Source organism: Sphingomonas sp. AC411 (assembly GCF_979253035.1).
On the sequence record NZ_CEEDAQ010000001.1, the window covers coordinates 1,024,522 to 1,048,548 of the forward strand.

14 protein-coding genes and 5 pseudogenes are annotated in these 24,027 nt (G+C 65.3%); 15 read left to right on the forward strand and 4 right to left on the reverse strand.

Annotated elements, in window-relative coordinates; translation table 11 throughout:
* Window positions 1–71: 71 nt before the first annotated feature.
* Window positions 72–593, reverse strand: a pseudogene (locus AC0IX7_RS05355) (DUF6975 family protein); the annotation flags it as partial.
* Window positions 594–856: 263 nt separating this feature from the next.
* Between AC0IX7_RS05355 and AC0IX7_RS05360 the strand changes: the two are divergent.
* The 9 genes and pseudogenes from AC0IX7_RS05360 to AC0IX7_RS05400 all read left to right on the forward strand — a co-directional run bounded on the left by AC0IX7_RS05360 (window position 857) and on the right by AC0IX7_RS05400 (window position 12,742).
* Window positions 857–3,183, forward strand: a pseudogene (locus AC0IX7_RS05360) (S9 family peptidase).
* Window positions 3,184–3,823: 640 nt separating this feature from the next.
* Window positions 3,824–4,849 (forward strand): aspartate-semialdehyde dehydrogenase, encoded by a 1,026-nt coding sequence (locus AC0IX7_RS05365; protein ID WP_307085559.1) that lies wholly within the window; start codon window positions 3,824–3,826, stop codon window positions 4,847–4,849.
* A 565-nt stretch (window positions 4,850–5,414) separates the two neighbouring features.
* Entirely contained in the window at window positions 5,415–5,921 is a 507-nt protein-coding gene (locus tag AC0IX7_RS05370; protein WP_471810778.1) for a hypothetical protein, read from the forward strand.
* Window positions 5,878–6,348, forward strand: a complete 471-nt coding sequence (locus AC0IX7_RS05375; RefSeq protein WP_471810779.1) for a hypothetical protein — start codon at window positions 5,878–5,880, stop codon at window positions 6,346–6,348. Before AC0IX7_RS05370 ends, AC0IX7_RS05375 begins: the two co-directional genes overlap by 44 nt.
* Complete coding sequence (locus AC0IX7_RS05380; protein WP_471813750.1) at window positions 6,345–8,852, forward strand: beta strand repeat-containing protein; 2,508 nt, start codon at window positions 6,345–6,347, stop codon at window positions 8,850–8,852. Before AC0IX7_RS05375 ends, AC0IX7_RS05380 begins: the two co-directional genes overlap by 4 nt.
* Window positions 8,849–9,193: a hypothetical protein gene (locus AC0IX7_RS05385; protein ID WP_471810780.1), complete on the forward strand. Its 345-nt coding sequence runs from the start codon at window positions 8,849–8,851 to the stop codon at window positions 9,191–9,193. Before AC0IX7_RS05380 ends, AC0IX7_RS05385 begins: the two co-directional genes overlap by 4 nt.
* On the forward strand, window positions 9,154–9,768 hold the full coding sequence (locus AC0IX7_RS05390) for a YadA family autotransporter adhesin (protein WP_471810781.1): 615 nt from the start codon (window positions 9,154–9,156) through the stop codon (window positions 9,766–9,768). The genes AC0IX7_RS05385 and AC0IX7_RS05390 overlap by 40 nt, the downstream gene beginning before the upstream one ends.
* Window positions 9,769–9,907: 139 nt before the next feature.
* A pseudogene (locus tag AC0IX7_RS05395) lies at window positions 9,908–10,695 on the forward strand (alpha/beta fold hydrolase).
* Window positions 10,696–10,909: 214 nt separating this feature from the next.
* Window positions 10,910–12,742, forward strand: a complete 1,833-nt coding sequence (locus AC0IX7_RS05400; RefSeq protein ID WP_471810782.1) for a M2 family metallopeptidase — start codon at window positions 10,910–10,912, stop codon at window positions 12,740–12,742.
* Between the two features lie 317 nt (window positions 12,743–13,059).
* Here AC0IX7_RS05400 and AC0IX7_RS05405 read toward each other — a convergent pair whose 3' ends face one another.
* From AC0IX7_RS05405 to AC0IX7_RS05415, 3 genes and pseudogenes are all read right to left on the reverse strand, one after another.
* Window positions 13,060–13,563, reverse strand: coding sequence for a hypothetical protein (locus AC0IX7_RS05405; protein ID WP_471810783.1), 504 nt, complete (start codon window positions 13,561–13,563; stop codon window positions 13,060–13,062).
* Between the two features lie 77 nt (window positions 13,564–13,640).
* Window positions 13,641–15,077 carry an AMP nucleosidase gene (locus tag AC0IX7_RS05410; RefSeq protein WP_471810784.1) on the reverse strand — a complete coding sequence of 479 codons (1,437 nt, stop codon included), beginning with the start codon at window positions 15,075–15,077 and terminating at the stop codon, window positions 13,641–13,643.
* A gap of 237 nt (window positions 15,078–15,314) precedes the next feature.
* Window positions 15,315–15,793, reverse strand: a pseudogene (locus AC0IX7_RS05415) (redoxin family protein).
* A gap of 109 nt (window positions 15,794–15,902) precedes the next feature.
* Here AC0IX7_RS05415 and AC0IX7_RS05420 point away from each other — a divergent pair.
* The 6 genes and pseudogenes from AC0IX7_RS05420 to AC0IX7_RS05445 all read left to right on the forward strand — a co-directional run bounded on the left by AC0IX7_RS05420 (window position 15,903) and on the right by AC0IX7_RS05445 (window position 23,951).
* Complete coding sequence (locus AC0IX7_RS05420; protein WP_471810785.1) at window positions 15,903–16,463, forward strand: YqgE/AlgH family protein; 561 nt, start codon at window positions 15,903–15,905, stop codon at window positions 16,461–16,463.
* Window positions 16,464–16,725: 262 nt separating this feature from the next.
* Window positions 16,726–18,159 carry an adenosylhomocysteinase gene (ahcY, locus tag AC0IX7_RS05425; protein ID WP_471810786.1) on the forward strand — a complete coding sequence of 478 codons (1,434 nt, stop codon included), beginning with the start codon at window positions 16,726–16,728 and terminating at the stop codon, window positions 18,157–18,159.
* A gap of 215 nt (window positions 18,160–18,374) precedes the next feature.
* Window positions 18,375–19,445, forward strand: coding sequence for a TonB-dependent receptor plug domain-containing protein (locus AC0IX7_RS05430; RefSeq protein WP_471810787.1), 1,071 nt, complete (start codon window positions 18,375–18,377; stop codon window positions 19,443–19,445).
* Complete coding sequence (locus tag AC0IX7_RS05435) at window positions 19,340–20,047, forward strand: hypothetical protein (RefSeq protein WP_471810788.1); 708 nt, start codon at window positions 19,340–19,342, stop codon at window positions 20,045–20,047. Before AC0IX7_RS05430 ends, AC0IX7_RS05435 begins: the two co-directional genes overlap by 106 nt.
* Window positions 20,044–21,450, forward strand: a complete 1,407-nt coding sequence (locus AC0IX7_RS05440; protein ID WP_471810789.1) for a TonB-dependent receptor domain-containing protein — start codon at window positions 20,044–20,046, stop codon at window positions 21,448–21,450. The genes AC0IX7_RS05435 and AC0IX7_RS05440 overlap by 4 nt, the downstream gene beginning before the upstream one ends.
* Window positions 21,451–21,593: 143 nt before the next feature.
* Window positions 21,594–23,951: pseudogene (locus AC0IX7_RS05445) on the forward strand (sensor histidine kinase).
* Window positions 23,952–24,027 lie beyond the last annotated feature (76 nt).

Sequence of the window (24,027 nt, forward strand, 5' to 3'; positions counted from 1 at the left end):
GATCGCGCGCTGGACGCCGGGCGCGTTTCAATCGCCGCGATCGTCGCCGCGGTGTCTGGCGTTCGAGGGAATGTCGGTGCGGGCACTGGGAGCCCGAAGCGCTCTGCGGCGATATCGAGCATCCCGCGGATCGAGCCCCAATCGAGCAACAGCGCCGCAACCGCGCCGGTCGCGCAGCCGCGCCGCTCGGACCGGGCGAGCATTTCGAGCGCGTGCCGTTCGCCGACCAGCGCCGATTCGGTCTCCGCCTGGCCGGGCGTCGAGGGCAGCGGGCCGACCGCGGCGGTCAGCTGCGCGAGATAGGTGCGCTCGTCGACGAACCCGGCGGCCGCGGCGGTCAGCCAGTTTTGCGCCTCGGGCTGGACCGTGTGCGCCAGGACGTCGGCGATCATGCCGGGATGGTCGCCGTGTACCGAGCACAGCGCGTGGACCGCGTCGGACAGGTTGCGGGGCGCCTGACCACCCGAAATCAGGCGGCGATAATGCGGGTGCGCGACGCTGCCGTCGGCCTCGGCCAGCCGGACGAGCGCCTGCCATGCGCTGCGCTCGCCTGCGGGCTCGTTGCCCTGCGGTACCGTGGTCGAGACCATCATACTCCGGTCAGTGCTGCGCCGTGAACGAACGTCCACGGCAAGGTTCTCGTCGGTCGGTTTAAACGAAGCGCGTAAAGACGCGGTTTACGACGCGGTAATTATCACATGCTCGGCGGTCGGCGCCCGGCTAAGTTAAGATCGGCGTTGCGACGCGTTCTGTACGTCTCCCTTTACGTTCCCGCATGCCGTCGCGATAACGCGCCACCGAACATCTTCGGGCCGCCGGGCGGTATCCGGCGGGATGATCCCACGGAGTCTACAGGATGCGAACATGGTTGCTCGGGCTTGCGCTCGCTTCGGTCGGAACCGCCGCGATGGCTGCTGATCAGGTGACGCCCGCCTCTGGCCCTGCGGCGACGACGCCCGCGCCTGAACCGGTGCGGCCTGTCGAGGCGGCGAAGTCCGGCGACCTGACGATGGCGCGCGTCTTCGGCAATCCGGACCTGTCGGGATCGCAACCCGCGCGGTGCGGCTGTCGCCGGACGGGACGTTGCTGACCTCGCTGCGCAACCGCGACGACGAGAAGGAGCGCTTCGATCTCTGGGCGGTCGATACCGCGACCGGGCAGGCGCGGATGCTGGTCGATTCGAAGAAGGTCGGCAGCGGCGCCGAACTGACCGAGGCCGAGAAGATGCAGCGCGAGCGTGCGCGGATCGGCGGGCAGAAGGGCATCGTCGCCTATGACTGGGCGCCCGACGGCAAGTCGATCCTCGTGCCGCTCGACGGCGACCTGTATCTCGCCGGGCTCGACGGCAAGGTCACGCGACTGACTAACACGCCCGGCGGCGAACTGAACCCGGTGGTCAGCCCCAAGGGCGGCTTCGTGTCGTTCGTCCGCGACCAGAACGTGTTCGTCCAACCGCTGAGCGGTGGCGCCGCGCGCGCCGTCACCACCGGCGGCGGAGGCACCGTCCATTTCGGCGAGGCGGAATTCGTCGCGCAGGAGGAAATGGATCGCCGCACCGGATACTGGTGGTCGCCCGACGAGCAATATGTCGCGGTCGAGCGGTTCGACGAAGCGCCGGTCCACACCGCGACGCGTGCGTCGATCGGCGCGACGGGCACCAAGGTGTACGAGCAGCGCTATCCCGCCGCCGGCACGCCCAACGTGCTGGTCGACCTGTATATCATGAAGCCCGACGGCTCGGGCCAGGTGAAGGTCGATCTCGGCACCAACCCCGACATCTATCTCGCACGCGTCGACTGGACGCCGGATGGCCGGATGCTGCTGGTCCAGCGCCAGAGCCGCGACCAGAAGCTGCTGGAGATGCTCCGCGTCGATCCGGCGACGGGCAAGTCGACGATCCTGTTCACCGAGAAGTCCGGCGTGAAGAGCTGGCTCAACCTGTCCGATGCCTATCATGTCCTGAAGGACGGCAGCCTGATCTGGCGGTCGGAGCGGAGCGGCTATGGGCATCTCTATCGGTTCGCATCGGGCAAATGGACGCAGCTGACCAAGGGCGACTGGGTCGTCACCGATCTGGTCGGCGTCGACGAGACGAAGGGCCGCTTGTTCTTCCTCGGCAACAAGGATGACGTGCTCGAGCAGCAGCTCTATTCGGTCGATGTCGCCAAGCCGAACGCGATCACCAAGCTGACCGAAACCGGCTGGTGGAACAGCGCGACGATGGACGCGGCCGCGAGCCGTTTCATCATCTCGCGCTCGAATCCGAAGCAGCCGACCCAGGTCTATCTGGCGGACGCGACCGGCAAGCGGATCTCGTGGATCAACGAGAATGCGGTGGTCGAGGGGCACCCCTATTACCCGTATCTGTCGAGCCACCAGGAAACCAAGTTCGGGACGCTGAAGGCGAAGAATGGCATGACGCTCTATTACGAGATGATCACGCCGCCGCTGGAGCCGGGCAAGAAATACCCGGTGTTCTTCGAACATTACGGTGGCCCCGGCACCGGCCAGCAGGTCACGCGCGGCTGGCAGGGCGGATTGCCGCAATACCTCGTCGATCGCGGCTGGATCTATTTCAAGATCGACAACCGCGGCTCCTACAACCGCGGCAAGGCGTTCGAGGACCAGATCTATCACGCGATGGGCACGGTCGAAGTCGAGGATCAGCTGTCGGGGGCGAACTATCTGAAGTCGCTGCCGTTCGTCGAGCCGACCAAGATCGCGACCTATGGCTGGTCCTATGGTGGCTATATGTCGCTGAAGATGCTGGAGAAGACCCCGGGCGTGTATGCGGCCGCGGTGTCGGGCGCGCCGGTCACCGACTGGCAGCTGTACGACACGCATTACACCGAGCGCTATCTCGGCGATCCGGCGAAGGACCCGGCGAGCTACTCGACGTCGGCCGCGGTCGAGGAGGCGAACAAGATCGTCGATCCGTTGTTGCTGATCCACGGCATGGCGGACGACAATGTGTTCCTCGACAATTCGACCAAGGTCGCAGCAAGGATGCAGGCGACCGCGACGCCGTTCGAGATGATGTTCTACCCCGGCTACACGCACCGCGTATCGGGGCCGGGGATTAGCGAGCATGTCTGGGGGACGATCCTGAACTTCCTCGACCGGACGGTGAAGGACAAGCCGGGTCCGGAGGCGGCTGCAGCGGCGCCAGCGTCGGCGAAGTAAACGCCGGTGCGGTTCGGCGAGACGGTCGGTATTCGATCGTCTCGCGACATGATCACGAACTACGGCTGAAAACGTCCACTTGCAGACATCCGGGACTTAGATACGATGGGCAGATGCCGCGCCGTATCCTAAAACTCATCGTCATGGTCGGCTTGCCGATATTGATTGGACAGTTCGCATTCGACTGGATTGACAGCGACTTACAGTCCGCCATCAGTCACCTTCCGACGAGAGCCATCCTTATCCTTGCTGTCTTGCTCGTGTGGGCCGCATTTCGGGAATACCGCGAGAGTAGAAAGAGGATCGTCCGCTAACCTCCCAAACCGCACACCAATTCTACCGAGAATCTGCTGACGATGTAGTAGCAGGTGGTCCGACCACTACGGCACCACCCCGGCCTCCGCCGGGGTGGTGCTATTATTGGTGAAGCTACTATCTGGGGCGGTGGTGCGAAAGATTGTTCCCCCGCGAAGGCGGGGGCCAGACTGGGCCCCGCCTTCGCGGGGAACACGGGGCGGACAGTAAGGTGGCGTATAATCACGGCACCCCAAACCCCTCTATCCGCGCAACAAGTCGAAAGCCATTGGACCTGCCCGCGCAACGACGTTAGTGCGCGCCCAAGTCCAATCGGAGTTTAGACATGGGTTATCGGGTGGTGGTCGCAGGGGCGACCGGCAATGTCGGGCGCGAGATGCTCAATATCCTGGCGGAGCGCGAGTTTCCGGCGGACGAGATCGCCTGCGTCGCGTCGTCGCGCAGCCAGGGGTTGATGGTCGACTACGGCGACACCGGCAAGCAGATCAAATGCCAGAACATCGAGCATTTCGACTGGAACGGCTGGGACATGGCGCTGTTCGCGATCGGCTCCGAGGGCACCGCGGTCTACGCACCGATCGCCGCCGCTGCCGGCTGCGTCGTGATCGACAATTCGTCGCTCTACCGGATGGATCCCGACGTGCCGCTGATCGTGCCCGAGGTGAACCCCGAGGCGATCGACGGTTACAAGGTCCGCAACATCATCGCCAACCCGAACTGCTCGACCGCGCAGATGGTCGTCGCGCTGAAGCCGCTGCACGACGCCGCGAAGATCCTGCGCGTCGTCGTCTCGACCTATCAGTCGGTCTCCGGCGCGGGCAAGGCGGGGATGGACGAGCTGTTCGAGCAGAGCCGCAACATCTTCGTCGGCGATCCGGCCGAGCCCAAGAAGTTCACCAAGCAGATCGCCTTCAACGTGATCCCGCACATCGACAGCTTCCTCGACGACGGCTCGACCAAGGAAGAGTGGAAGATGGTCGTCGAGACCAAGAAGATCCTCGACAAGAAGATCAAGGTCACCGCGACCTGCGTCCGCGTGCCGGTGTTCGTCGGCCATTCGGAAGCGATCAACATCGAGTTCGAGAACGAGATTTCGGCCGAGGAGGCGCAGAACATCCTCCGCGAGGCGCCCGGCATCATGCTGGTCGATAAGCGCGAGGACGGCGGCTACATCACGCCGATCGAGTGCGTCGGCGACTTCGCGACGTACATCAGCCGCGTGCGCGAGGATCCGACCGTCGAGAACGGCCTCAACCTGTGGTGCGTGAGCGACAACCTTCGCAAGGGTGCGGCGCTGAACGCGGTCCAGATCGCCGAACTGCTCGGGCGGCGGCATCTACAAAAGGCGTAAACCGCTCAGGGCGATCTCGCCCCGATATCAACCGCTTCGATCTGCGTGACCGCGTCGCCATCCAGAATGGCGGCGCGGTTTTTGCGTATCCGGCGGGTGCGCAAAATTATTCCGCGCCCATCGCTCAGTCGTTAGACCCATTTCGACGATTGATCTCCTCGTGAGACTTGTTGCGTTTTGGGTGGAATCTCGATCTCCGTTCAGAAGTGTGTCTGTTAACATACGTAGTAAAGTTCAAAGTTGATAAACCATAATGCTACCGACTGTAACCGATACAAGTATAATTACGAAATACATGTCATATCGGCTAGATATCAAAGTCGTTTTAATAGGTAACTTACTGTTAGTAATCATGGGTCGAGGTTTTCCACGTTCCGGTCACTAGGTTGGCAGACAACCAGTGTCCGGTGACGGTTGGGCTGCATTTGCAGTCGCTTGTGGAGGTCATCGGCATGTCTATCGCGTCGGCTTATTGGAATGCGTCGGAAGCTCGGAATTCGGGCGTAACCCCATCCGGATGCAGCAAACCGCCAGGCCGCGGCGCGACACCAGGCTCCTACGGCAGATGCGCGGCAGCGTTTCGTTGCTCGGGCTGGCTGCCACCACGTTCCTCGCATCGCAGCCGGCCTACGCACAGGTCGCACCGCCGACCAATCTGGTCAGCGCCTGTTCGGGCGTAAGCTTGCCGCGCTCGGTTGTCACCGATATCCTCAGGCCGGTGATTACCGGGGTGGTCGATCCGATCCAGTCGACGGTCAACCCGATCCTAGGCAGCGTCAACGCGGTCATCTCCGTGCCGATCGTGTCGTTGGTGGTCCCCCTGACCGTGAGCAACCTGAACATCGATGCGACCGGGCTGCTCGACGATGCCGCGTCGGGCGCACCGATCACGCTGCGGGTCCTGAACACGAACGGGACGATCGTCGGGCCGGGGATCGGTGTGATCTGCAGGCGGATGGCTTTTCCTGCGCACGCCCGCCGGCATCGCGATCGGCGGCAACCGGATCACCGGGCTCGGCGCGTCCGGGGTGGCGGCGTTTGCAGGCGAGGCGAACTCGATCGCGTTCGGTAACGCGGCGGTGACTCGACGCGACCGCGCTGGGCGCGATCGCGCTCGGCACAGATGCCGGCGTCGGTGCGGGCGCGATCGGCGCGGTTGCGCTGGGCACGGTGCGATTGCAACCGGCGCGAACGGCGTCGCGCTGGGAGCCGGCAGCCTTGCCGCACGCGGTCCGGTTGCAGGCTATACGGCGATCGGCCTGGGTACGGTCGCGCAGACCTCGGCGGGCGAAGTCTCGGTAGGCACCGCAACCGCCCAGCGACAGATCACCAACGTCGCGGCAGGCTCGGCGGATACCGATGCGGTCAACGTCAGCCAACTCGCAGGCGTCCAGGCGCAGATCGGTACGGTCGCAAGCGGCGCGGTGCAGTATGACGATGTGGGCCGGTCCAGCGTGACGCTGGGCGGGGCCGGCGCGGGCTTGCCCCCGTCGCCCTGACCAACGTCGCGGCGGGGACGCTCGGCGCGGGCAGCACCGATGCGGTGAACGGCGCACAGCTCGGCGCGACCAACGATGCGGTGGCGATCAATACCACCAACATCGCGAACGTCTCGACCAGCGTCACCGCGCTCCAGACCGACGCCTTGCTCTACGACGGCACGCTGCAGGCCTACAATGCCGGGCGCGGCGGGGTGGCACAGCAGATCACAAACGTCGCGGCGGGAACGCTCGGCGCGGGCAGCACCGACGCGGTGAACGGTGCACAGCTCGGCGCCACCAACGATGCGGTGGCGATCAACACCACCAATATCGCGAACGTCTCGACAAGCGTCACCGCGCTCCAGACCGACGCCTTGCTCTATGACGGCACGTTGCAGGCCTACAATGCCGGGCGCGGCGGGGTGGCGCAGCAGATCACCAACGTCGCGGCAGGGACGCTCGGCGCGGGCAGCACCGACGCGGTGAACGGTGCGCAGCTCGGCGCCACCAACGATGCGGTGGCGATCAACACAACCAATATCGCGAACGTCTCGACGAACGTCACCGCGCTCCAGACCGACGCCTTGCTCTATGATGGCACGCTGCAGGCCTACAATGCCGGGCGCGGCGGAGTCGCGCAGCAGATCACCAACGTCGCGGCGGGGACGCTCGGCGCGGGCTCGACCGACGCGGTGAACGGCGCGCAGCTCGGCGCCACCAACGATGCGGTGGCGATCAACACGACCAATATCGCGAACATCAATACCAGCGTCACGGGCCTTCAAACCGACGCCTTGCTGTACGACAGCACGCTGCAAGCGTTCAATGCGAACCGTGGTGGTGCGGCGCAGCGCATCACCAACGTCGGTGCCGGTGTGCTGGGCGCCGGCAGCCTGGATGCGGTCAATGGCGGGCAGCTGTTCGGCCTGGGCAGCAGCTTTGCCTCGGCCCTCGGCGGGAGCTCGACCTACGATCCGGTCACCGGCACGGTGGCTGCGGGCATCCTCTATGGCGGCACCACCTATGGCAGCGTGCAGGGTGCCGTGTCCGCGATCCAGACATCGATCGGCGGCATGCCGACGGCCTCCGATCTGCGCTATTTCAAGGCGACCTCGGTCATGGCGGATGCGCGGGCGCTCGGCACCGATTCCACGGCGATCGGCCCGAATGCCTTCGCCAGTGCCGATGGTTCCATCGCCGCCGGGCGCAACACGGTCGCCTCCAGTGCGGGATCGGTTGCGATCGGCGACGGGTCCAGCGCGATCGCCGGCAGGGCGGTGTCGATCGGTTTCGCCAATATCGCGTCCGGTAACGGCGCGGTGGCGATCGGTGATCCCAATATCGCGACCGGCGACGGTGCGGTCGCGCTTGGCCGCGACAACCAGGCAACGGGGATCGGCGCGGTGGCGCTCGGCGACACCAACTTCGCCACCGGCAACGGAACGGTATCGATCGGCCAGACCAACCAGGCGACCGGCAACGGGACGATCGCAATCGGCACGAGCAACGTCGTCAACGGTCTTGGCGCGCTGGCCCTCGGCAACCGCAACCAAGTGAACGGCGACGGCCTGCTCGCCTTCGGCTCGGACATCGTGACCGGCGGCGTCAACACGCTGGTGGTCGGCAACGCCAGCACCGCCATGGGGGACTTTGCCGCCGCTTTCGGTAACAACTCGGCTGCGAGCGGCCTGAACTCGACGGCGCTCGGCACCGCCGCGTCGGCGTCGGCGGACTATACGCTTGCCGTCGGCGAACGCTCGATTGCTTCCGGCTTCGGTTCGTCCGCGCTCGGTACGCTCTCGTCGGCCACCGCGTTCGCCTCGACCGCGCTCGGCGCAGGGGCGATCGCCAATCTGGAAAACAGCGTCGCGCTGGGCAGCGCCTCCTCGACGTTGCGCGGTGGGGTCGCGAGCTACACCGCGTTCGGCGTCACCGGCGCGCAATCCTCGATCGGCGAAATCGCGGTTGCCCGCACCGCGGACTATATCGATCCCGCCACCGGGACGTTCGCGCCGCTCGGCACGCGCCAGATCACCGGCGTCGGCGCCGGCAGCGAGGATACCGACGCGGTCAACGTCGCGCAGTTGCGCGGTGTGTCGAACACGCTGGGCAACGCTTTCGTCGGAAGCCTGGGCGGCGGCGCGGCGTACAACGTCACGACGGGCGCGATCACCGGCCCGAGCTATGTCGTAAACGGCACGACCTATACCAATGTCGGCGATGCGCTTGCCGGCGTGGGCGGGCAGATCGGCCAGGTGGCGACGAACAGCGTGAGCTACGACAATGCCGCACAGACCTCGGTGACGCTCGGCGGAGCGGGCGGCACGACGATCAGCAATGTCGCGGCGGGCGCGGTCAACGCCACGTCGACCGATGCGGTGAACGGCGCGCAACTCGCCGCCACCAATCAGGCGGTCGCCTCGAACACCACGGCTATCACCAATCTCGGCAATACGGTGACCGACCTGTCGACCACGGTCACCACTCTCGGGGTAGCGTCGCCAATCTCAACGCCTCGGTGACCAATGTCAGCACCGCGGTCACCAATCTCGGCAACGATATCAACAACGGCGCGATCGGGACGGTGCAATATTCCAACCCCGGCAGCCCCACGACACCCAATGGTGGCACGCCCACCAACGACCTGACTTTGGTCGGTGCGGCGGCCGGGCCGGTCGGGCTGCACAACGTCGCGAGTGGTTCGATCGCGGCGGGATCGACCGACGCGGTCAATGGCGGGCAGGTGTACGCACTGGCGCTGACCTCCGTGAACGCGGTGTCGTACAACACCGACGCTAGCGGCGCGCGGACCAACACCGTTACGTGCTGGCCGGTGGCAATGCGGCGGCCCCGGTTACCGTGACCAACGTGGCTGCGGCGGCGCTCGCGGCGGGCTCGACCGATGCGGTGAATGGTGGTCAGCTCTACACCACCAACCAGGCGGTCGCGACGGCGCAGGGTACCGCGGACAGCGCCTTGGCGCTCGGCGGCAACTCGGTCCAATACGGTCCCGGGCGGACCAACGTGACGTTCAACGCAGGCGGTGCGGCAACCGTGCTCAGCAACGTCGCGGCGGGCGTATCGACCACCGACGCGGTCAATGTGGGACAGCTGAACTCCGGCATCAACTCGGCGGTGACGCAGGCGAACAGCTACACCGACGGACGGATCGCGGCGCTCGACTTCGACCTCCGTGCGGTCCGTCGCGACAGCTATGCCGGCACGTCGAGCGCACTCGCCGCTGCCGGGCTGCCGCAAGCCTATGAAGCCGGCAAGGGAATGGTCGCGATCGGCGGCGGCACCTACGCCGGGCAGTCGGCGGTCGCGGTAGGCATGTCGAAGGCGTTCAACGACGGACACACCGTGGTGAAGCTCAGCGGCACCTACGACTCGCAGGGCCGTGCCGGCGGAGCGGGCGGGATCGGATACCAGTTCTGACGGCCACATTTGGCGGCAGTTCCGTTCCGTTACCGGGATGCGAGACGGGCGGCCTTCGGGTCGCCCGTTTTCGTTGGCGGGCGTTGACAGACCACACGCGCGCTCCGAACTGGCGCCGACACAATTGCAGGATGAGACCGTGGCCATCACCCCGAGCGAGACCCAAACTTCCGAAGTCCGGTATTTCGAGAGCTTCGACGGCACGCGGATCGCGTGGCGGGAGGTTGGCCCCGACACAAAAGATGCGAGGCCGGTGGTGCTGATCCATGGCTATTTCTCCGACGCGAAGACCAACTGGATCCGTTACGGCCATGCCGCGAAGATCGCCGCGAAAGGGTTCCGGGTGATCATGCCGGACCTGCGCGCGCACGGCGACAGCGACAAGCCACATGGGCTCGAAGCCTATCCGGCGGATGCGTTGACGCAGGACGGGCATGCCCTGGTCGCGCACCTCGGGCTGACCGATTACGACCTTGGCGGCTATTCGCTCGGCGCGCGAACGACGTCGCGGATGCTCGCGACCGGCGCGACGCCGCGCCGCGTGATCTTCTCCGGCATGGGCCTCGAAGGGCTGACCCAGACATCGCGTCGCGCCGGGCATTTCCGCAACATCCTCACCCGGCTTGGGCAGCATGTTCAGGGCACTCCGGAATGGCTGGCCGAGGCATTCCTGAAGACCACCGGCGGCGATCCGGTCGCACTGCTCGGCATTCTCGAGACGTTCGCCGACACGCCGCTGGAGTCGGTGGAGGCAATTCAGCAGCCGACTTTGGTCGTGTGCGGCAGCGAGGACCAGGACAATGGCTCGGCACCCGACCTCGCGGCGATCCTGCCGCAGGGGACCTATGTGGAGACCCCGGCGGCCACATGAGCGCGGTGGTGAAGCCAGAACTCGGCCAGGCCATAGCGGACTTCCTCGCCGCCTGACCCGACTCGTTCTTCAATCCTCCCCCGCAAGGGGGAGGTGGCTGGCACTTGCCAGACGGAGGGGGAGGACACGCAACGGATGTGATCGCTTTCCTCTTCCTCCATCACCTTCGGCGCCCCCCCTGACGGGGGAGGATCGCACGGATCAGATGCCAGCCGGGTTGACCGGGCGGCGGCTGGCCATCACTCTGGCCGCATAATCCAGGGGAAATCCATGATCCGTACCGTTTCTCTGATCGCGCTGGCGTGCGCGATCGCCGTACCCGTCGCCGCGCAGGCTCAAACTGCACAACCCGCCGCCACCGGCAAGCCGACCGTTGCGCAGGCGGATGCCTTCGTCGCCGAGGCGGAGCGGGTATTCGCCGCGAAGTCGGTCGATGCGGCGCGCGTCGCATGGGTCAACGCCACCTACATCACCGACGACACCGATGCGCTGGCCGCGAAGTCGGGCGCGGAGATGACGGATCTCGGCGTGAAGTACGCGCTCGGCGCGGCCCGCTATGCGTCCCTCCCGGGTCTTTCGTTCGACACCAAGCGCAAGCTCGATCTGTTGCGCGGCGGCCTGACGCTGCCGGCCCCGACGCGCGCGGGCGCGTCCGAGGAGCTGTCGACGCTGACCACCAAGATGTCGTCCTTCTACGGCAAGGGTATGGGCACGCTCGACGGCAAGCCGATCAACGGCTCGGATATCGAGGCGGCGATGGGCGAGAGCCGCGATCCGGTGAAGCTGCAGGAGATGTGGACGAGCTGGAACGACAAGGTCGGCGCGCCGATGCGCGGCGACTATGCCAAGATGACCGCGATCTCCAACGAAGGCGCGCGCGAGCTCGGCTACAAGGACGTCGGCGCGCTGTGGCGCTCCGGCTACGACATGACGCCCGAGCAGTTCGCGGCGCTCACCGACAAGATCTGGAAAGAGGTCGAGCCGCTCTACATGGCGCTCCACACCTACACGCGGTGGAAGCTCAACGAGAAATACGGCGACGCGGTGCAGGCCAAGACCGGGCCGATCCGCAGCGACCTGCTCGGCAACATGTGGGCGCAGGAGTGGGGCAATATCTACGATATCGTCGCGCCGAAGGGGGCAGGCGACGTCGGTTACGACACCGGCGATTTGCTGAAGGTCAAGGGCTATGACCCGCTGAAAATGGTGAAGCAGGGCGAGGGGTTCTACTCGTCGCTCGGCTTCGCACCGCTGCCGGAGACGTTCTGGAAGCGGTCGCAGATCACCAAGCCCGCCGACCGCGACGTGATCTGTCACGCATCGGCTTGGGATCTCGACAACCAGGACGATATCCGGATCAAGATGTGCACGAAGGTGAACGCGGACGACTTCGTCACGATCCACCATGAGCTCGGCCACAATTACTATCAGCGCGCGTACAAGGCGCAGCCGATGCTCTACAAGAACGGTGCGAACGACGGCTTCCACGAGGCGATCGGCGATACCGTCGCGCTGTCGATCACGCCGGATTACCTGGTGAAGATCGGCCTGCTCGATCAGGCGAAGGTGCCGAGCGCGGACAAGGACATCGGGCTGCTGCTGCGTCAGGCGATGGACAAGGTCGCGTTCCTGCCGTTCGGGCTGCTGATCGACAAATGGCGCTGGGGCGTGTTCTCGGGCGAGATCCCGGCGACCGGCTATCAAGCGGCGTGGGACAAGCTGCGGCTCCAGTATCAGGGGATCAAACCGCCGGTCTCGCGCGACGAGACCAAGTTCGATGCTGGCGGCAAATACCATATCCCGGCGGCGGTGCCATACACGCGCTACTTCCTGGCACGGGTGTTGCAGTTCCAGTTCTACAAGGCGGCGTGCGACCAGTCCGGCTGGAAGGGACCGCTGCATCGCTGCTCGTTCTACGGCAACAAGGCGGTCGGCACGAAGCTGAACGCGATGCTGAGCATGGGGCAGTCCAAGCCGTGGCCGGATGCGCTGCAGGTATTCACCGGCAGCCGCGAGATGTCGGGCGCGGCACTGGTGGAGTACTTCGCACCGTTGAAGAAATGGCTCGACGTGCAGAACAAGGGGAAGCCGACTGGGTGGTGAGGGGAAGCGTTGGCTTATCGCCAACTGACGTTCGCCCGCTAACTCCTAGTTCTCCCGCGGAGGCGGGGGTCCAGGGCCACGAACGCTACTGCGGTTTTAGCTGGGCCCCGCCTCCGCGGGGGAACGGGGAAAGTGCGGGGCGAGATAATCTGCGTTACTGCCAGACGATATGCACCACCCCGGCGAAGGCCGGGGCCCAGTTGGAACGTCCAGAGTAACTAGACGCATCGCTCGGTTAGCAGCGCCCCTCAACTGGGCCCCGGCCTTCGCCGGGGTGGCGTGCTATCCGGGGTGGTGAGCCGTTCGGCGTGACCCGCTCACTCCGGAACCGTCCCCGGATCAGCAATGCCAGCCTCGAAAGACTTCGACGAATCCGCCCCGTCGGCCTGATGCGCCTGCCTGCCCTTCGACTTAAGCGGTGCCGGAGCCTTAGGCGTGCTCCCCCGCAGCGTCAGTAGCGCGCCGACGGCGGCACCAGCGACCGCGACACCACTGAAGATCGCCGCAGCACCCCATTTACCACGGATATTTTCCGGCAAAGTGGCGACTGCAACCGGCGTGACCGCCTTGCGCGCAGACACGGGGCGCGGGGTGCTGCGCTTGGTCGAGCGCGGCTTGGGCGCCGGTTTAGCAACGGGTTTGGGCGGCGCAGCGGGCACCGGCTTATCCGCAGCCGGTTTCGCGACCGGCACGGGCTTGGCTGCGACCGGCTTCACCGATGACGCAGCCGGCGCCGCTTTCGGCGCACTGGCCTTACGCGGTGCCCTCCGGCGGGCGGCGGGCTTCTTCGCTTCAGTATCGGGCGTGTCGGTGTCAGCCACGGCTATCTTCCTCAGCAATGATTCCGGAACCGTAACGCATTCCCAAGCGATCCGCTCCGGTTTTTACCCGTCCACCGTTACCGGAACGGCGGCTCGTCGAACGCGCGGAGCTTGCGGCTGTGGAGCTTGGCGCCCTCCAGTCGAAGCTGTTCGCAGGTCTCGATGCCGATCCGCAGATGCTCGCTGATCGCGCGCTCGTAGAAGCGGTTGGCCTGGCCGGGCAGCTTCAGCTCGCCGTGGAGCGGCTTGTCCGAGACGCACAGCAATGTGCCGTAGGGGACGCGGAAGCGGTATCCCTGCGCGGCGATCGTGGCGGACTCCATGTCGATGCCGACCGCGCGCGACAGCGAGAAGCGCAGCGCGGACTTCGAATAGCGGAGTTCCCAGTTGCGGTCGTCGGTGGTGACGATCGTCCCCGTGCGCAGGCGGCGCTTGAGTTCCTCGCCCGATTGGCCCGAGACGATCTCGGCCGCCTTGGCCATCGCCAGCTGGACTTCGGCGATCGCGGGAATGGGGATCTCGGGCGGCAGGACGTCGTCGAGGACATGGTCGTCGCGCAGATAGGCGTGCGCAAGGACATAGTCGCCGATCCGCTGGCTCGGCCGCAACCCGCCGCAATGGCCGATCATCAGCCACGCCTCGGGCCGCAGCACGGCGAGATGGTCGCAGATCGTCTTCGCGTTCGACGGGCCGACGCCGATGTTTACCAGCGTGATGCCGGTGCGGTCGTCCGCCATCAGGTGATAGGCGGGCATCTGGTGCCGCCGCCACGCGCTGTCGGAGATGATCTTGTCGATGTCGTCGCCGGACGAGATCGTGATCCCGCCCGCGCCCGAAAGACTGGTGAAGCGACTGCCTTCACCCAGCTGCGTGCCGGCCCAGCGCACGAACTCGTCGACGTAGCGGTGATAGTTGGTGAACAGCACGAAGCGCTGCGCGTGCTCGGCGGGCGTGCCCATGTAATGGCGCAGGCGGGCAAGGCTGAAATCGGTGCGCAGGCCGTCGAACAGCGCGAGCGGGCGCGTCTCGTCGTGCGCGATCCAGAGGCCGTCGGCGATCTCGTCGCCGATGTGCGCGAGTTCGGTGGCGGGGAAGTGGCGCGACAATTCGGTCGCGGAGACCTCGTCGAGGCTCAGCGCATGGCCGGGTTCGATCACGTAAGGGAACGGGATTTCCTGGCGACCCTCGACGGCTTCGACGGTGACGTCGTAATCCTCGATCAGCAGCGTCAGCTGTTCGACCAGATATTCGGCGAAGATCGCGGGTTTGGTGACGCTGATCTTGTATTCGCCGGGCGTTACCATCCGGCCGAACGAGCGGAGGGGAGTGGGGCGATCGACGCCGCCCTTATAGATGAGGCGGATTTCGGGATAGGCGAACGAGCCGTCGGTGCGGCTGGCCGGATCGGGGGTCGTGCCGTCGGCGATATAGGCGCTCATGGCGGCTTGGAGGCGCTCGACGGAGGCGCGGTAGAGGCGGTCGAGGTCGGCGACGAGGTCGGATGCGATTGTCATTGCACAGTGTTACGTGGGCGATGTTGCGGTGGCAAGACCGAGGCGGCGGGGCACGGTCAATGCGCGCTCGGGGCTTACGCACCACCCCGGCGATGCACCACCTCGGCGGAGGCCGGGGCCCAATTGGGGGACGGATGTAACGGAGGCCGGTCTGAAATTACCTCGGCCTTACCAACTGGGCCCCGGCCTTCGCCGGGGTGGTAAGGAGGGGCGGGTATTGCTCCCGCCCCTCTCACATCAGATCTCGCTGAGCAGGTGTTCGGCCGAGCTCACCTTGAACTCGCCGGGTGCCTCGACGTTCAGCTGCTCGACGACGCCGTCGTTCACCAGCATCGAGTAACGCCGGCTGCGCGTGCCCATGCCGTAGGCTGCGCCGTCCATCGTCAGCCCGATCGCAGTGGCGAACTCGCCATTGCCGTCGGCGAGCATCGTGATGTCACCGGCACCCGCCGACTTGCCCCATGCGTCCATCACGAACGCGTCGTTGACCGAGACGCAGGCGATCTCGTCGACGCCCTTGGCCTTAAGCTCGGCTTCCTTCTCGACGAAGCCGGGGAGGTGCTTGGCCGAGCAGGTCGGCGTGAACGCGCCGGGGACCGCGAACAGCGCGACCTTGCGGCCCTTGAAGAAGCTGTCGGTATCGACCTGATCGGGGCCATCGGCCGTAGCCTTGACGAGGGTGGTGGTGGAAGCCGGTCGCCGACGCTGATCGTCATCTGAAAATCTCCTGTCGCCGCGCGTTGGTCGCGGGCGAGCCGTACCTTGGACGCCGGGCGGGGATTTCAAGCGTGGCGACCGCGGGCGTGCGGCGCTATGTTGCACGGCATGGACAAGACGGCCTTTCTCTCCGGACAATTCCTGCTCGCGATGCCGGGCATGAGCGACCCGCGCTTCGCCCGCGCGGTGATCGCGATGTGCAGCCATGACGAGAATGGCGCGATCGGCATCGGGCTGGGCGCGACGATCGACGGGCTGGGCTTCCACGACCTGCTCGAACAGTTCGGGATCAAGCCCGGCGATGCCCCCAACGCGCCGGTGCATTTCGGCGGACCGGTCGAGCCCAGGCGCGGCTTCGTGGTGCATTCTTCCGACTGGGGCGGGCAGGACAGTGTCGACGTCGCCGGGCGGTGGAAGCTGTCGAGCACGGTCGACGTGCTGCGCGCGATCGCCGAAGGGAAGGGCCCGTCGCAATGGGTCGTGGCGCTGGGCTATGCCGGCTGGGACGGCGGGCAGCTGGAGGGCGAGCTGTCGCGGCCGGGGTGGTTCAACGTGTTCGGCGACACCGACCTGCTGTTCGATACCGCGGTGGAGGATCGCTGGACCTATGCGTTCGCGCAGGCCGGCGTCGACCCGCGGCTGCTCGTCGCGGAGACGGGCCGGGCCTGACTTCTGCTCCTCCCTGGAAGGGAGGGCCGGGGGTGGGTCGGCCGGTGGGCTGGCTCTGCACGCGCCTCAAACCGACCCACTCCCAACCCCTTCCCTTCCAGGGAGGGGAGTCGAAGAAGGGCAACGCAGCTTACACAGTGTGCATCCCCAACCATCATATAAAGATATCTTTATATTTGATTTGGGGCCTCCACTCTCCTATGATGCAGTATCCGGCACGGGCATGAGGCTCGCCGATCACGATATTCTCAGGAGACTCCTCGTGGCCACCACGCTTGCGCCTACGAAGACCGACGCCAAGGCCGACTATGTCGTCGCCGACATCAGCCTCGCCGATTTCGGCCGCGCCGAGATCAACATCGCCGAGACCGAAATGCCCGGCCTGATGTCGCTGCGCACCGAATTCGGCGCGTCGCAGCCGCTCAAGGGCGCGCGCATCACCGGTTCGCTGCACATGACGATCCAGACCGCGGTGCTGATCGAGACGCTGACCGCGCTCGGCGCCGACGTCCGCTGGGCGACCTGCAACATCTTCTCGACGCAGGACCATGCCGCCGCCGCGATCGCCGCATCGGGCGTGCCGGTGTTCGCGATCAAGGGCGAGAGCCTCGCGGACTATTGGAACTATGTCGGCGACATTTTCTCGTGGGATCGCGACGTCGAAGGCCAGACCGCCAACATCATCCTCGATGACGGCGGCGACGCGACGATGTTCGCGCTCTGGGGCGCCAAGCTCGAAGCCGGCCACACGATGCCCGAGCCCGAGAACGAGGAAGAGGTCGAGATGCAGCGTGCGCTGAAAGCGTATGTCGCAAAGAACCCCGGCTACCTCACCGAGACCGTCAAGAACCTGAAGGGCGTTTCGGAAGAGACCACCACCGGCGTCCACCGCCTGTACGAGATCGCCAAGAAGGGCGAACTGCCGTTCCCCGCGATCAACGTCAACGACTCGGTCACCAAGTCGAAGTTCGACAACCTCTATGGCTGCAAGGAATCGCTGGTCGACGCGATCCGTCGCGCGACCGACGTCATGCTCGCCGGCAAGGTCGCCTGCGTCGCCGGTTTCGGTGACGTCGGCAAGGGTTCGGCCCAGTCGCTCCGCAACGGCGGCGCGCGCGTGATGGTCACCGAAGTCGATCCGATCTGCGCGCTGCAGGCGGCGATGGAGGGCTTCGAGGTCGTGACGATGGAAGAGGCCGTGACCCGCGCCGACATCTTCTGCACCGCGACCGGCAATGCCGACGTTATCACCGCCGATCACATGAAGGCGATGAAGCCTATGTCGATCGTCTGCAACATCGGCCACTTTGACTCGGAGATCCAGATCGCCGCGCTGTCGAACTACGACTGGACCGAAGTGAAGCCCGGCACCGACCTGGTGAAGTTCCCGGACGGCAAGCAGATCATCATCCTGGCGAAGGGTCGCCTGGTGAACCTGGGTTGCGCGACCGGCCACCCGTCGTTCGTGATGTCGGCCTCGTTCACCAACCAGACGCTCGCGCAGATCGAGCTCTGGACCAAGGGCGAGAACTACAAGAACGAAGTCTATGTCCTGCCGAAGCACCTCGACGAGAAGGTCGCGATGCTCCATCTCGAAAAGCTCGGCGTGAAGCTGTCGAAGCTCTCGGACAAGCAGGCCGGCTACATCGGCGTGCCGGTCGAAGGCCCGTTCAAGCCGGACCATTACCGCTACTGATCTTCAGGATTCCGTAGGGTTTTCGAAAGCCGCGTCCGCCATCAGGCGGGCGCGGCTTTTTCGTTGCGCAACCGTGTTGCGGCGATGTCACACTTTCGTAATGTTTCGTCGCACGGATTGATAAATAGACAGGAAAGGTGTCCTTCCGCCCCCGAGTACATGCTTAGGTTCAGAGGGTTGTTAGTATGATTGGCTTATCGGTCCGGAAGTCCGGATTGTTCGTAACCGCGTCCACGGTCGCATTCGTCCTGGCCTCGGCCATCCCCGCAGCGGCGCAGACCGCAACGCCGGTCGATGCCCAGACCCAGGCTCCCGGCACCGATCCGGCCGCCCCGGTCGGTTCCGATACCACGACGGGCGCGGTGGCGCAGACGGCGGCGCCCGAAGCCAATGTCGGTAGCGATATCGTCGTGACCGGTTCGCGCATTGCGCGCCCGACGCTCAACTCGCCCATTCCCGTGACGACGGTGACGCAGGCGGACCTGACGCGGACCGGTGCGGTCGTCATCGGCGACGTGCTCAACGACCTGCCGTCGCTGCGCTCGACCTACAGCCAGGCGAACTCGACCCAGTTCATCGGCACCGCCGGCATCAACCTGCTCGATCTGCGCGGCCTCGGGCCGTCGCGTACGCTGGTTCTCGTCAACGGTCGTCGCCACATCACGGGCTCGACCGGCGAGTTCCTCGTCGATACGAACACCATCCCGACCGACCTGATCGACCGCGTCGACATCGTCACCGGCGGCAGCTCGGCGGTATATGGGTCGGACGCGATGGCGGGCGTCGTCAACTTCGTGCTGAAGCGCAATTTCGACGGTGTATCGCTCAACGCGCAGAGCGGGATTTCCGATCGCGGCAACCGCGGCACGTATCGACTGTCGGGCACGTTCGGCACGAACTTCGCCGAGGGGCGCGGTAACATCGCCTTGGGTCTCGAATACAACCAAGCTGATCTGCTGACGTACACCGACCGTCCGGCGTTGACTGGGGCCTATGCTGGCCGGAACCAGTTCCAGCGTGTTGCGACGAACGCATCCGGCCAGCCACAGCGGACTTTCCTGACGGGTGTTCGTAGCTTCGGCTATGACAATGGCGGCAATTTCATTGCATATAATGGCGACGACGTGCTGGGCTGCGGCAATGGCGTGACTGCGGCCTGCCGCGCGAACGGCGCCCCCGGGTGTTCGGTTTCGGGTCGGACGGGCAGCTTTCCGAATATAATTACGGCAATGATTTTCGACCTGTCGGCTCCAACAACAACCAGAATGGCAACGGAGCTACGCTGAATGACACGGGTACGCTGAACCCGGCGCTCAAGCGTTATGTCGCAAACCTGATCGGCCATTACGACGTGTCGGATGCGTTCAAGCCGTTCTTCGAGGCGAAGTTCGTTCGCGTCGAGAGCTTTGCGCAGTCGAGCGGTACGTTCAATCAGGGCGGGTCGCAGGGCACCGGCGCAGCGGGTGAAACATACCTCGGCGGCGGCATCCTGATTGCGTTCGACAATGCGTTCCTGAATCCTCAGGCCGCGACGACCATCCGCTCGTTGCTGCCAGCCGGATCGGAGTATTTCCGGCTCAATCGCAATAACGTCGATCTCGGCACGCGCGACGAAGCAGACCGTCGCGATACCTACCGCATCGTCGTCGGTGCCGAAGGCACGTTCAACGATGACTGGAAGTATGATTTCTCGGTGAACTACGGTGAATTCCGTACGAAATCGAAATTCTATAACAACCAGTTCCAGTCCCGCTTCTACAACGCCATCGATGCGGTTCGGAACGGCGCAGGCCAGATCGTATGCCGTATCAACCAGGCTGCGGTAACCGACGCATCATGCGCCCCCTGGATATTTTGGGTGAGGGCCGCGCAAGCCAGGCTGCGTTGAACTACATCAACACGACGTCGAGCAGTGTTGGCAAGGCGACGGAGTTCGACGTCACTGCCAACGTGGTGGGTGATAGTTCGCAACTCTTCGAACTGCCCGGCGGCCCGGTCAGGTTTGCTGTTGGCGGCGAGTATCGTCGTGAAACCGCACGAAACGCGTATGACGATACGATCAAGGCCGGCGATACATTCTTCAACGTCATCCCCGACTTCCGTCCGCCGGCATTCGCCGTGAAGGAAGCGTATGGCGAGATCGAGCTTCCGCTGTTGAAGGACATCAGCTTCGCCAAGGAGCTGACGATCAATGCGGCCGGTCGCGTTGCCGACTACAAGGGTTCGACGGGAACGGTCTACGCCTATAATTTCGGTGGCATCTACGCACCGATCAACGATATCAAGTTCCGCGTGAATTATTCGCGGTCGGTCCGGGCGCCGACACTCGGTGACTTGTATGCATCGAATAGCCAGAATTTCGATCTGCTCGATGATCCGTGCGATGTGAACTTCATCAACACGGGACGTTCCACGCGGGCAGCGAACTGTGCGGCGGCGGGGGTTCCGGCCAATTTCGTGAACAGCGTGGCGCGGGCGGGCAGCACCGAATTCCTGTCGGGCGGCAACCCTGATCTACAGGCTGAAAAGTCGCGGAGCTGGACCTATGGTGCGATCTTCCAGCCAAGCTTCCTTCCCGGCTTTGCGCTGACGGTCGATTATTACGACATCAAGATCAACAAGGTCATCAATGCCGTTGACGCACAGACGATTCTCGATGCCTGCTATGACGCACCGACGCTCGACAACCAGTTCTGCAGCCTGATCAACCCGCGCCAGGCGAACGGCCTGTTCGCACGGCCCGCGCTGCTGCAGAGCGTCGTCAACTTCGCCGCGCTGAAGGCCAAGGGCATCGATTTCGACGCGAGCTACAACCACCGCTTCGGGGCCGATACCAAGGCGGCGATCTGCGTGGTCGGTACGTGGGTGCGTGACCGGACCGATTTCCCGTATCTCGATGAGCCGAGCCGGCCGGATCGTGTGAAGGGCGAGCTGGGCGATCCGATCTGGAACGTCAACGCCTCGGTCGACCTGACCCACAAGAACTTCACGCTCGGGTATCAGGTCCGCTATATCGGCCGCCAGTCGATCACAGATTGGGAAGCACAGCACGATACCAACGGCGTGCCTGCGCTCAACCCGAACTATGCCGACGTCGTCTATTACCCGAAGGTGATCTATCACGCGATCCGCGCCTCGGTCGACGTCGACAGGCGCTTCACCCTCTACGGTGGCGTCGACAATGTGACCGACAAGAAGCCGCCTTACGGCCTGCTCGGCAATGGCGATGGCGACGCGATCTACGACAATATCGGTCGCGCCATGTATATCGGGGCGTCGGTGAAGCTCTGATCGTATGAAAATTCTACCCTCGCCGGTAGATCGCGAAGGGCGGGTCCGCAGGTCGGGCCCGCCCTTTTCCGTGTGTCGTGGCTTTCCCCGGGGGGACGGTTTGGCCTACATGGTCGGATGATGTCGCTACGGGCTGCCCGATAATGGTCTTGGGGACCGGTGCTGCCGTGACGGTAGGGGCATTGCTGCTCGTGGCGGTCCTCGCTGGCTTGGGGCTGCTCTATACCAGCCTGCGCATGCGCGCTGCGGCGGCCGACGTCGTCGAGACGAATGCGCAGTTGCGGACGGTGCTCGACGGATCGCCGGCGATCGTGACGGTGATCCGGTCCGGCGGGCGGATCGAGATGACGCAGCGGATGGCGGACTGGCTCGGGCTGGACGCGCCGCCGCGGTCGCTGGCGGAACTTGCGATCGGCGGGGCAGGGCTGTCGGCGGACGATGCGGCACAGCTGATCGCGGACATCACGGCGGCACAGCGAGCGGGGCGGGCGTTCGTGCGGTCGGTGCGGCTGCAGGGCTCGACGCGGGCGATCACGTTTCGTGGGGGCGTGCGCCGGGCGAGATGGGCGCCACGGGGGCGGTGCTGCTCTGGGCGTTCGATGCGACCGACAGCGAGGCGGAGATCGCCCGGCTCGGCGCGGAGACCGCGCGGCTGGGCGAGGCCTATGAATCGCTGACCGGGCTGATCGAGGCGGCGCCGATGCCGATGTGGTACCGCGCGACCGACCTCCGGCTGGCGATGGTGAATACGGCCTATGTCGATGCGGTAGAGGGCGCGATGCCGCCGATGTGGTGGCGCGTGGGCTCGAACTGGTCGAGGGGTCGGGGCGCGGCGGGCCTCTCGCCGGCGCCGCGGTCGCGCGCGAGCAGGGGCGCCCACACCAGCAGGTCCTGCCGGCGACGATCGACGGCGCGCGGCGGTCGTTGCAGATCTACGACGTGCCGCTGCCGAGCGGTGGCGTCGCCGGGTTCGCGATCGATATTGAGGAACTCGAGCAGGCGCGGTCGGGGGCGAAGCGGTTCGCCGAGGCGCAGCGCGCGATGCTCGACCGGCTGTCGGCGGGAGTCGCGCAGTTCGGCGGGGATCGCTCGCTCGTGTTCTGCAACCAGCCGTTCCGGCGGATGTTCGCGATGCGCAGCGAATGGCTGGCCGATCGGCCCGAGTTCGACCGGGTACTGGAGCGGATGCGCGAGGCCAACCGCCTTCCCGAGGTCCGCGACTTCCCGAGCTGGAAGGCCGAGCGGCGCGACTGGTTCATGCAGACCGGCTCGTCGCAGAGTGGCGGCGCCATGGAAGAGAACTGGCATCTCCGCGGCGGCACGCACCTCCGCGTCGTCGCGCAGCCATTGCCCGATGGCGGACTGCTGCTGATTTTCGAGGATCGTACCGAGCAGGTCCAGCTCGCCAGCGCGCGCGATACGCTGCTGCGCGTGCGGACCGCGACGTTCGACAATCTGTTCGAGGCGCTCGGCGTGTTCGCGGCGGATGGGCGGTTGCAGTTGTGGAACAACCGGTTCCGGCTGCTGTGGGGCCTGGAGGAGGAGTTCCTCGCCTCGCATCCGCGCGTCGATGCGTTCGCCGAGGCGGCGGGGGTAAGCTGCTGACACCCAACCGTTCGGCGCTGATCCCCGATCTGGTGCGGTCGGCGACGGTCGAGCGGCAGCAGCGCGGCGGGCGCGTGGCGTTTGCGGACGGACGGCATTTCGAGTTTGCCGGCGTACCGCTGCCCGACGGGAATGCGCTGTTCACGATGCTCGACATCACCGACAGTCGCCGTGCGGAACAGGCTCTGCGGGATCGCGCCAACGCGCTGGAGGCGGCGGACAAGGTGAAGACCGCGTTCGTGGCAAACATGAGCTACGAACTCCGCACGCCGCTGACGTCGATCAGCGGGTTCGCGGAGATGCTGCACGGCGGATACGCGGGCAAGATGACGAAGCAGGCCGAGGGCTATGTCGGGGCGATCCTGGAGTCGGTCGAGCGGCTGGGGTTGCTGGTCGACGACGTGCTCGACCTGACGCGGGCGGAGAGCGATCGTGCGGAGACGGATCGGACCGATGTCGATCTGCCGACCACGGTGCGCGCGGCGGCGGAGACGATCCTGCCGTCGGCCAAGCGGCGCAAACTCGATTTCGCGGTCGAGGTGGCGCGGTCGACCGGGCGGGTCAACGGCAATCCGAAGCGGTTGAAGGAGGTCGTCGAGCATCTCCTGCGCCACGCGGTCGCGGCGACGCCGGATGGCGGGCGGGTGTTGTTGCATACCGATGGCAATGCGACGTCCGCGCGGATCGTGGTGTCGGATGACGGGCCGGGAATGGATGCCGAGGCAGTCGCGCATGCATTCGACCGGTTTGGGGAATCGAAGGCTATGGGGGATCGCGCTTTGGGGTTGGGGTTGCCGCTGGCCAAGCAGTTCGTCGAAGCTCACGGCGGGACTATCGAGCTGGTCTCCGAGCCCGGCGCGGGCACGTTGATCACGGTGGAATTGCCGCGGCGATGAGGGTTTTGAATCTACTCCTCTCCCCTCTGGGGAGAGGGCTGGGGTGAAGGGCTGCCAAGCAGTACGGCGCCTGGAA

Excerpts from the sequence above, each read along its gene's own strand:
- AC0IX7_RS05370 (WP_471810778.1), top strand. The coding sequence starts at position 5,415 with ATGCGCGGCAGCGTTTCGTTGCTCGGGCTGGCTGCCACCACGTTCCTC.
- AC0IX7_RS05400 (WP_471810782.1), top strand. The coding sequence starts at position 10,910 with ATGATCCGTACCGTTTCTCTGATCGCGCTGGCGTGCGCGATCGCCGTA.
- AC0IX7_RS05410 (WP_471810784.1), bottom strand. The coding sequence starts at position 15,077 with ATGACAATCGCATCCGACCTCGTCGCCGACCTCGACCGCCTCTACCGC.
- AC0IX7_RS05365 (WP_307085559.1), top strand. The coding sequence starts at position 3,824 with ATGGGTTATCGGGTGGTGGTCGCAGGGGCGACCGGCAATGTCGGGCGC.
- AC0IX7_RS05420 (WP_471810785.1), top strand. The coding sequence starts at position 15,903 with ATGGACAAGACGGCCTTTCTCTCCGGACAATTCCTGCTCGCGATGCCG.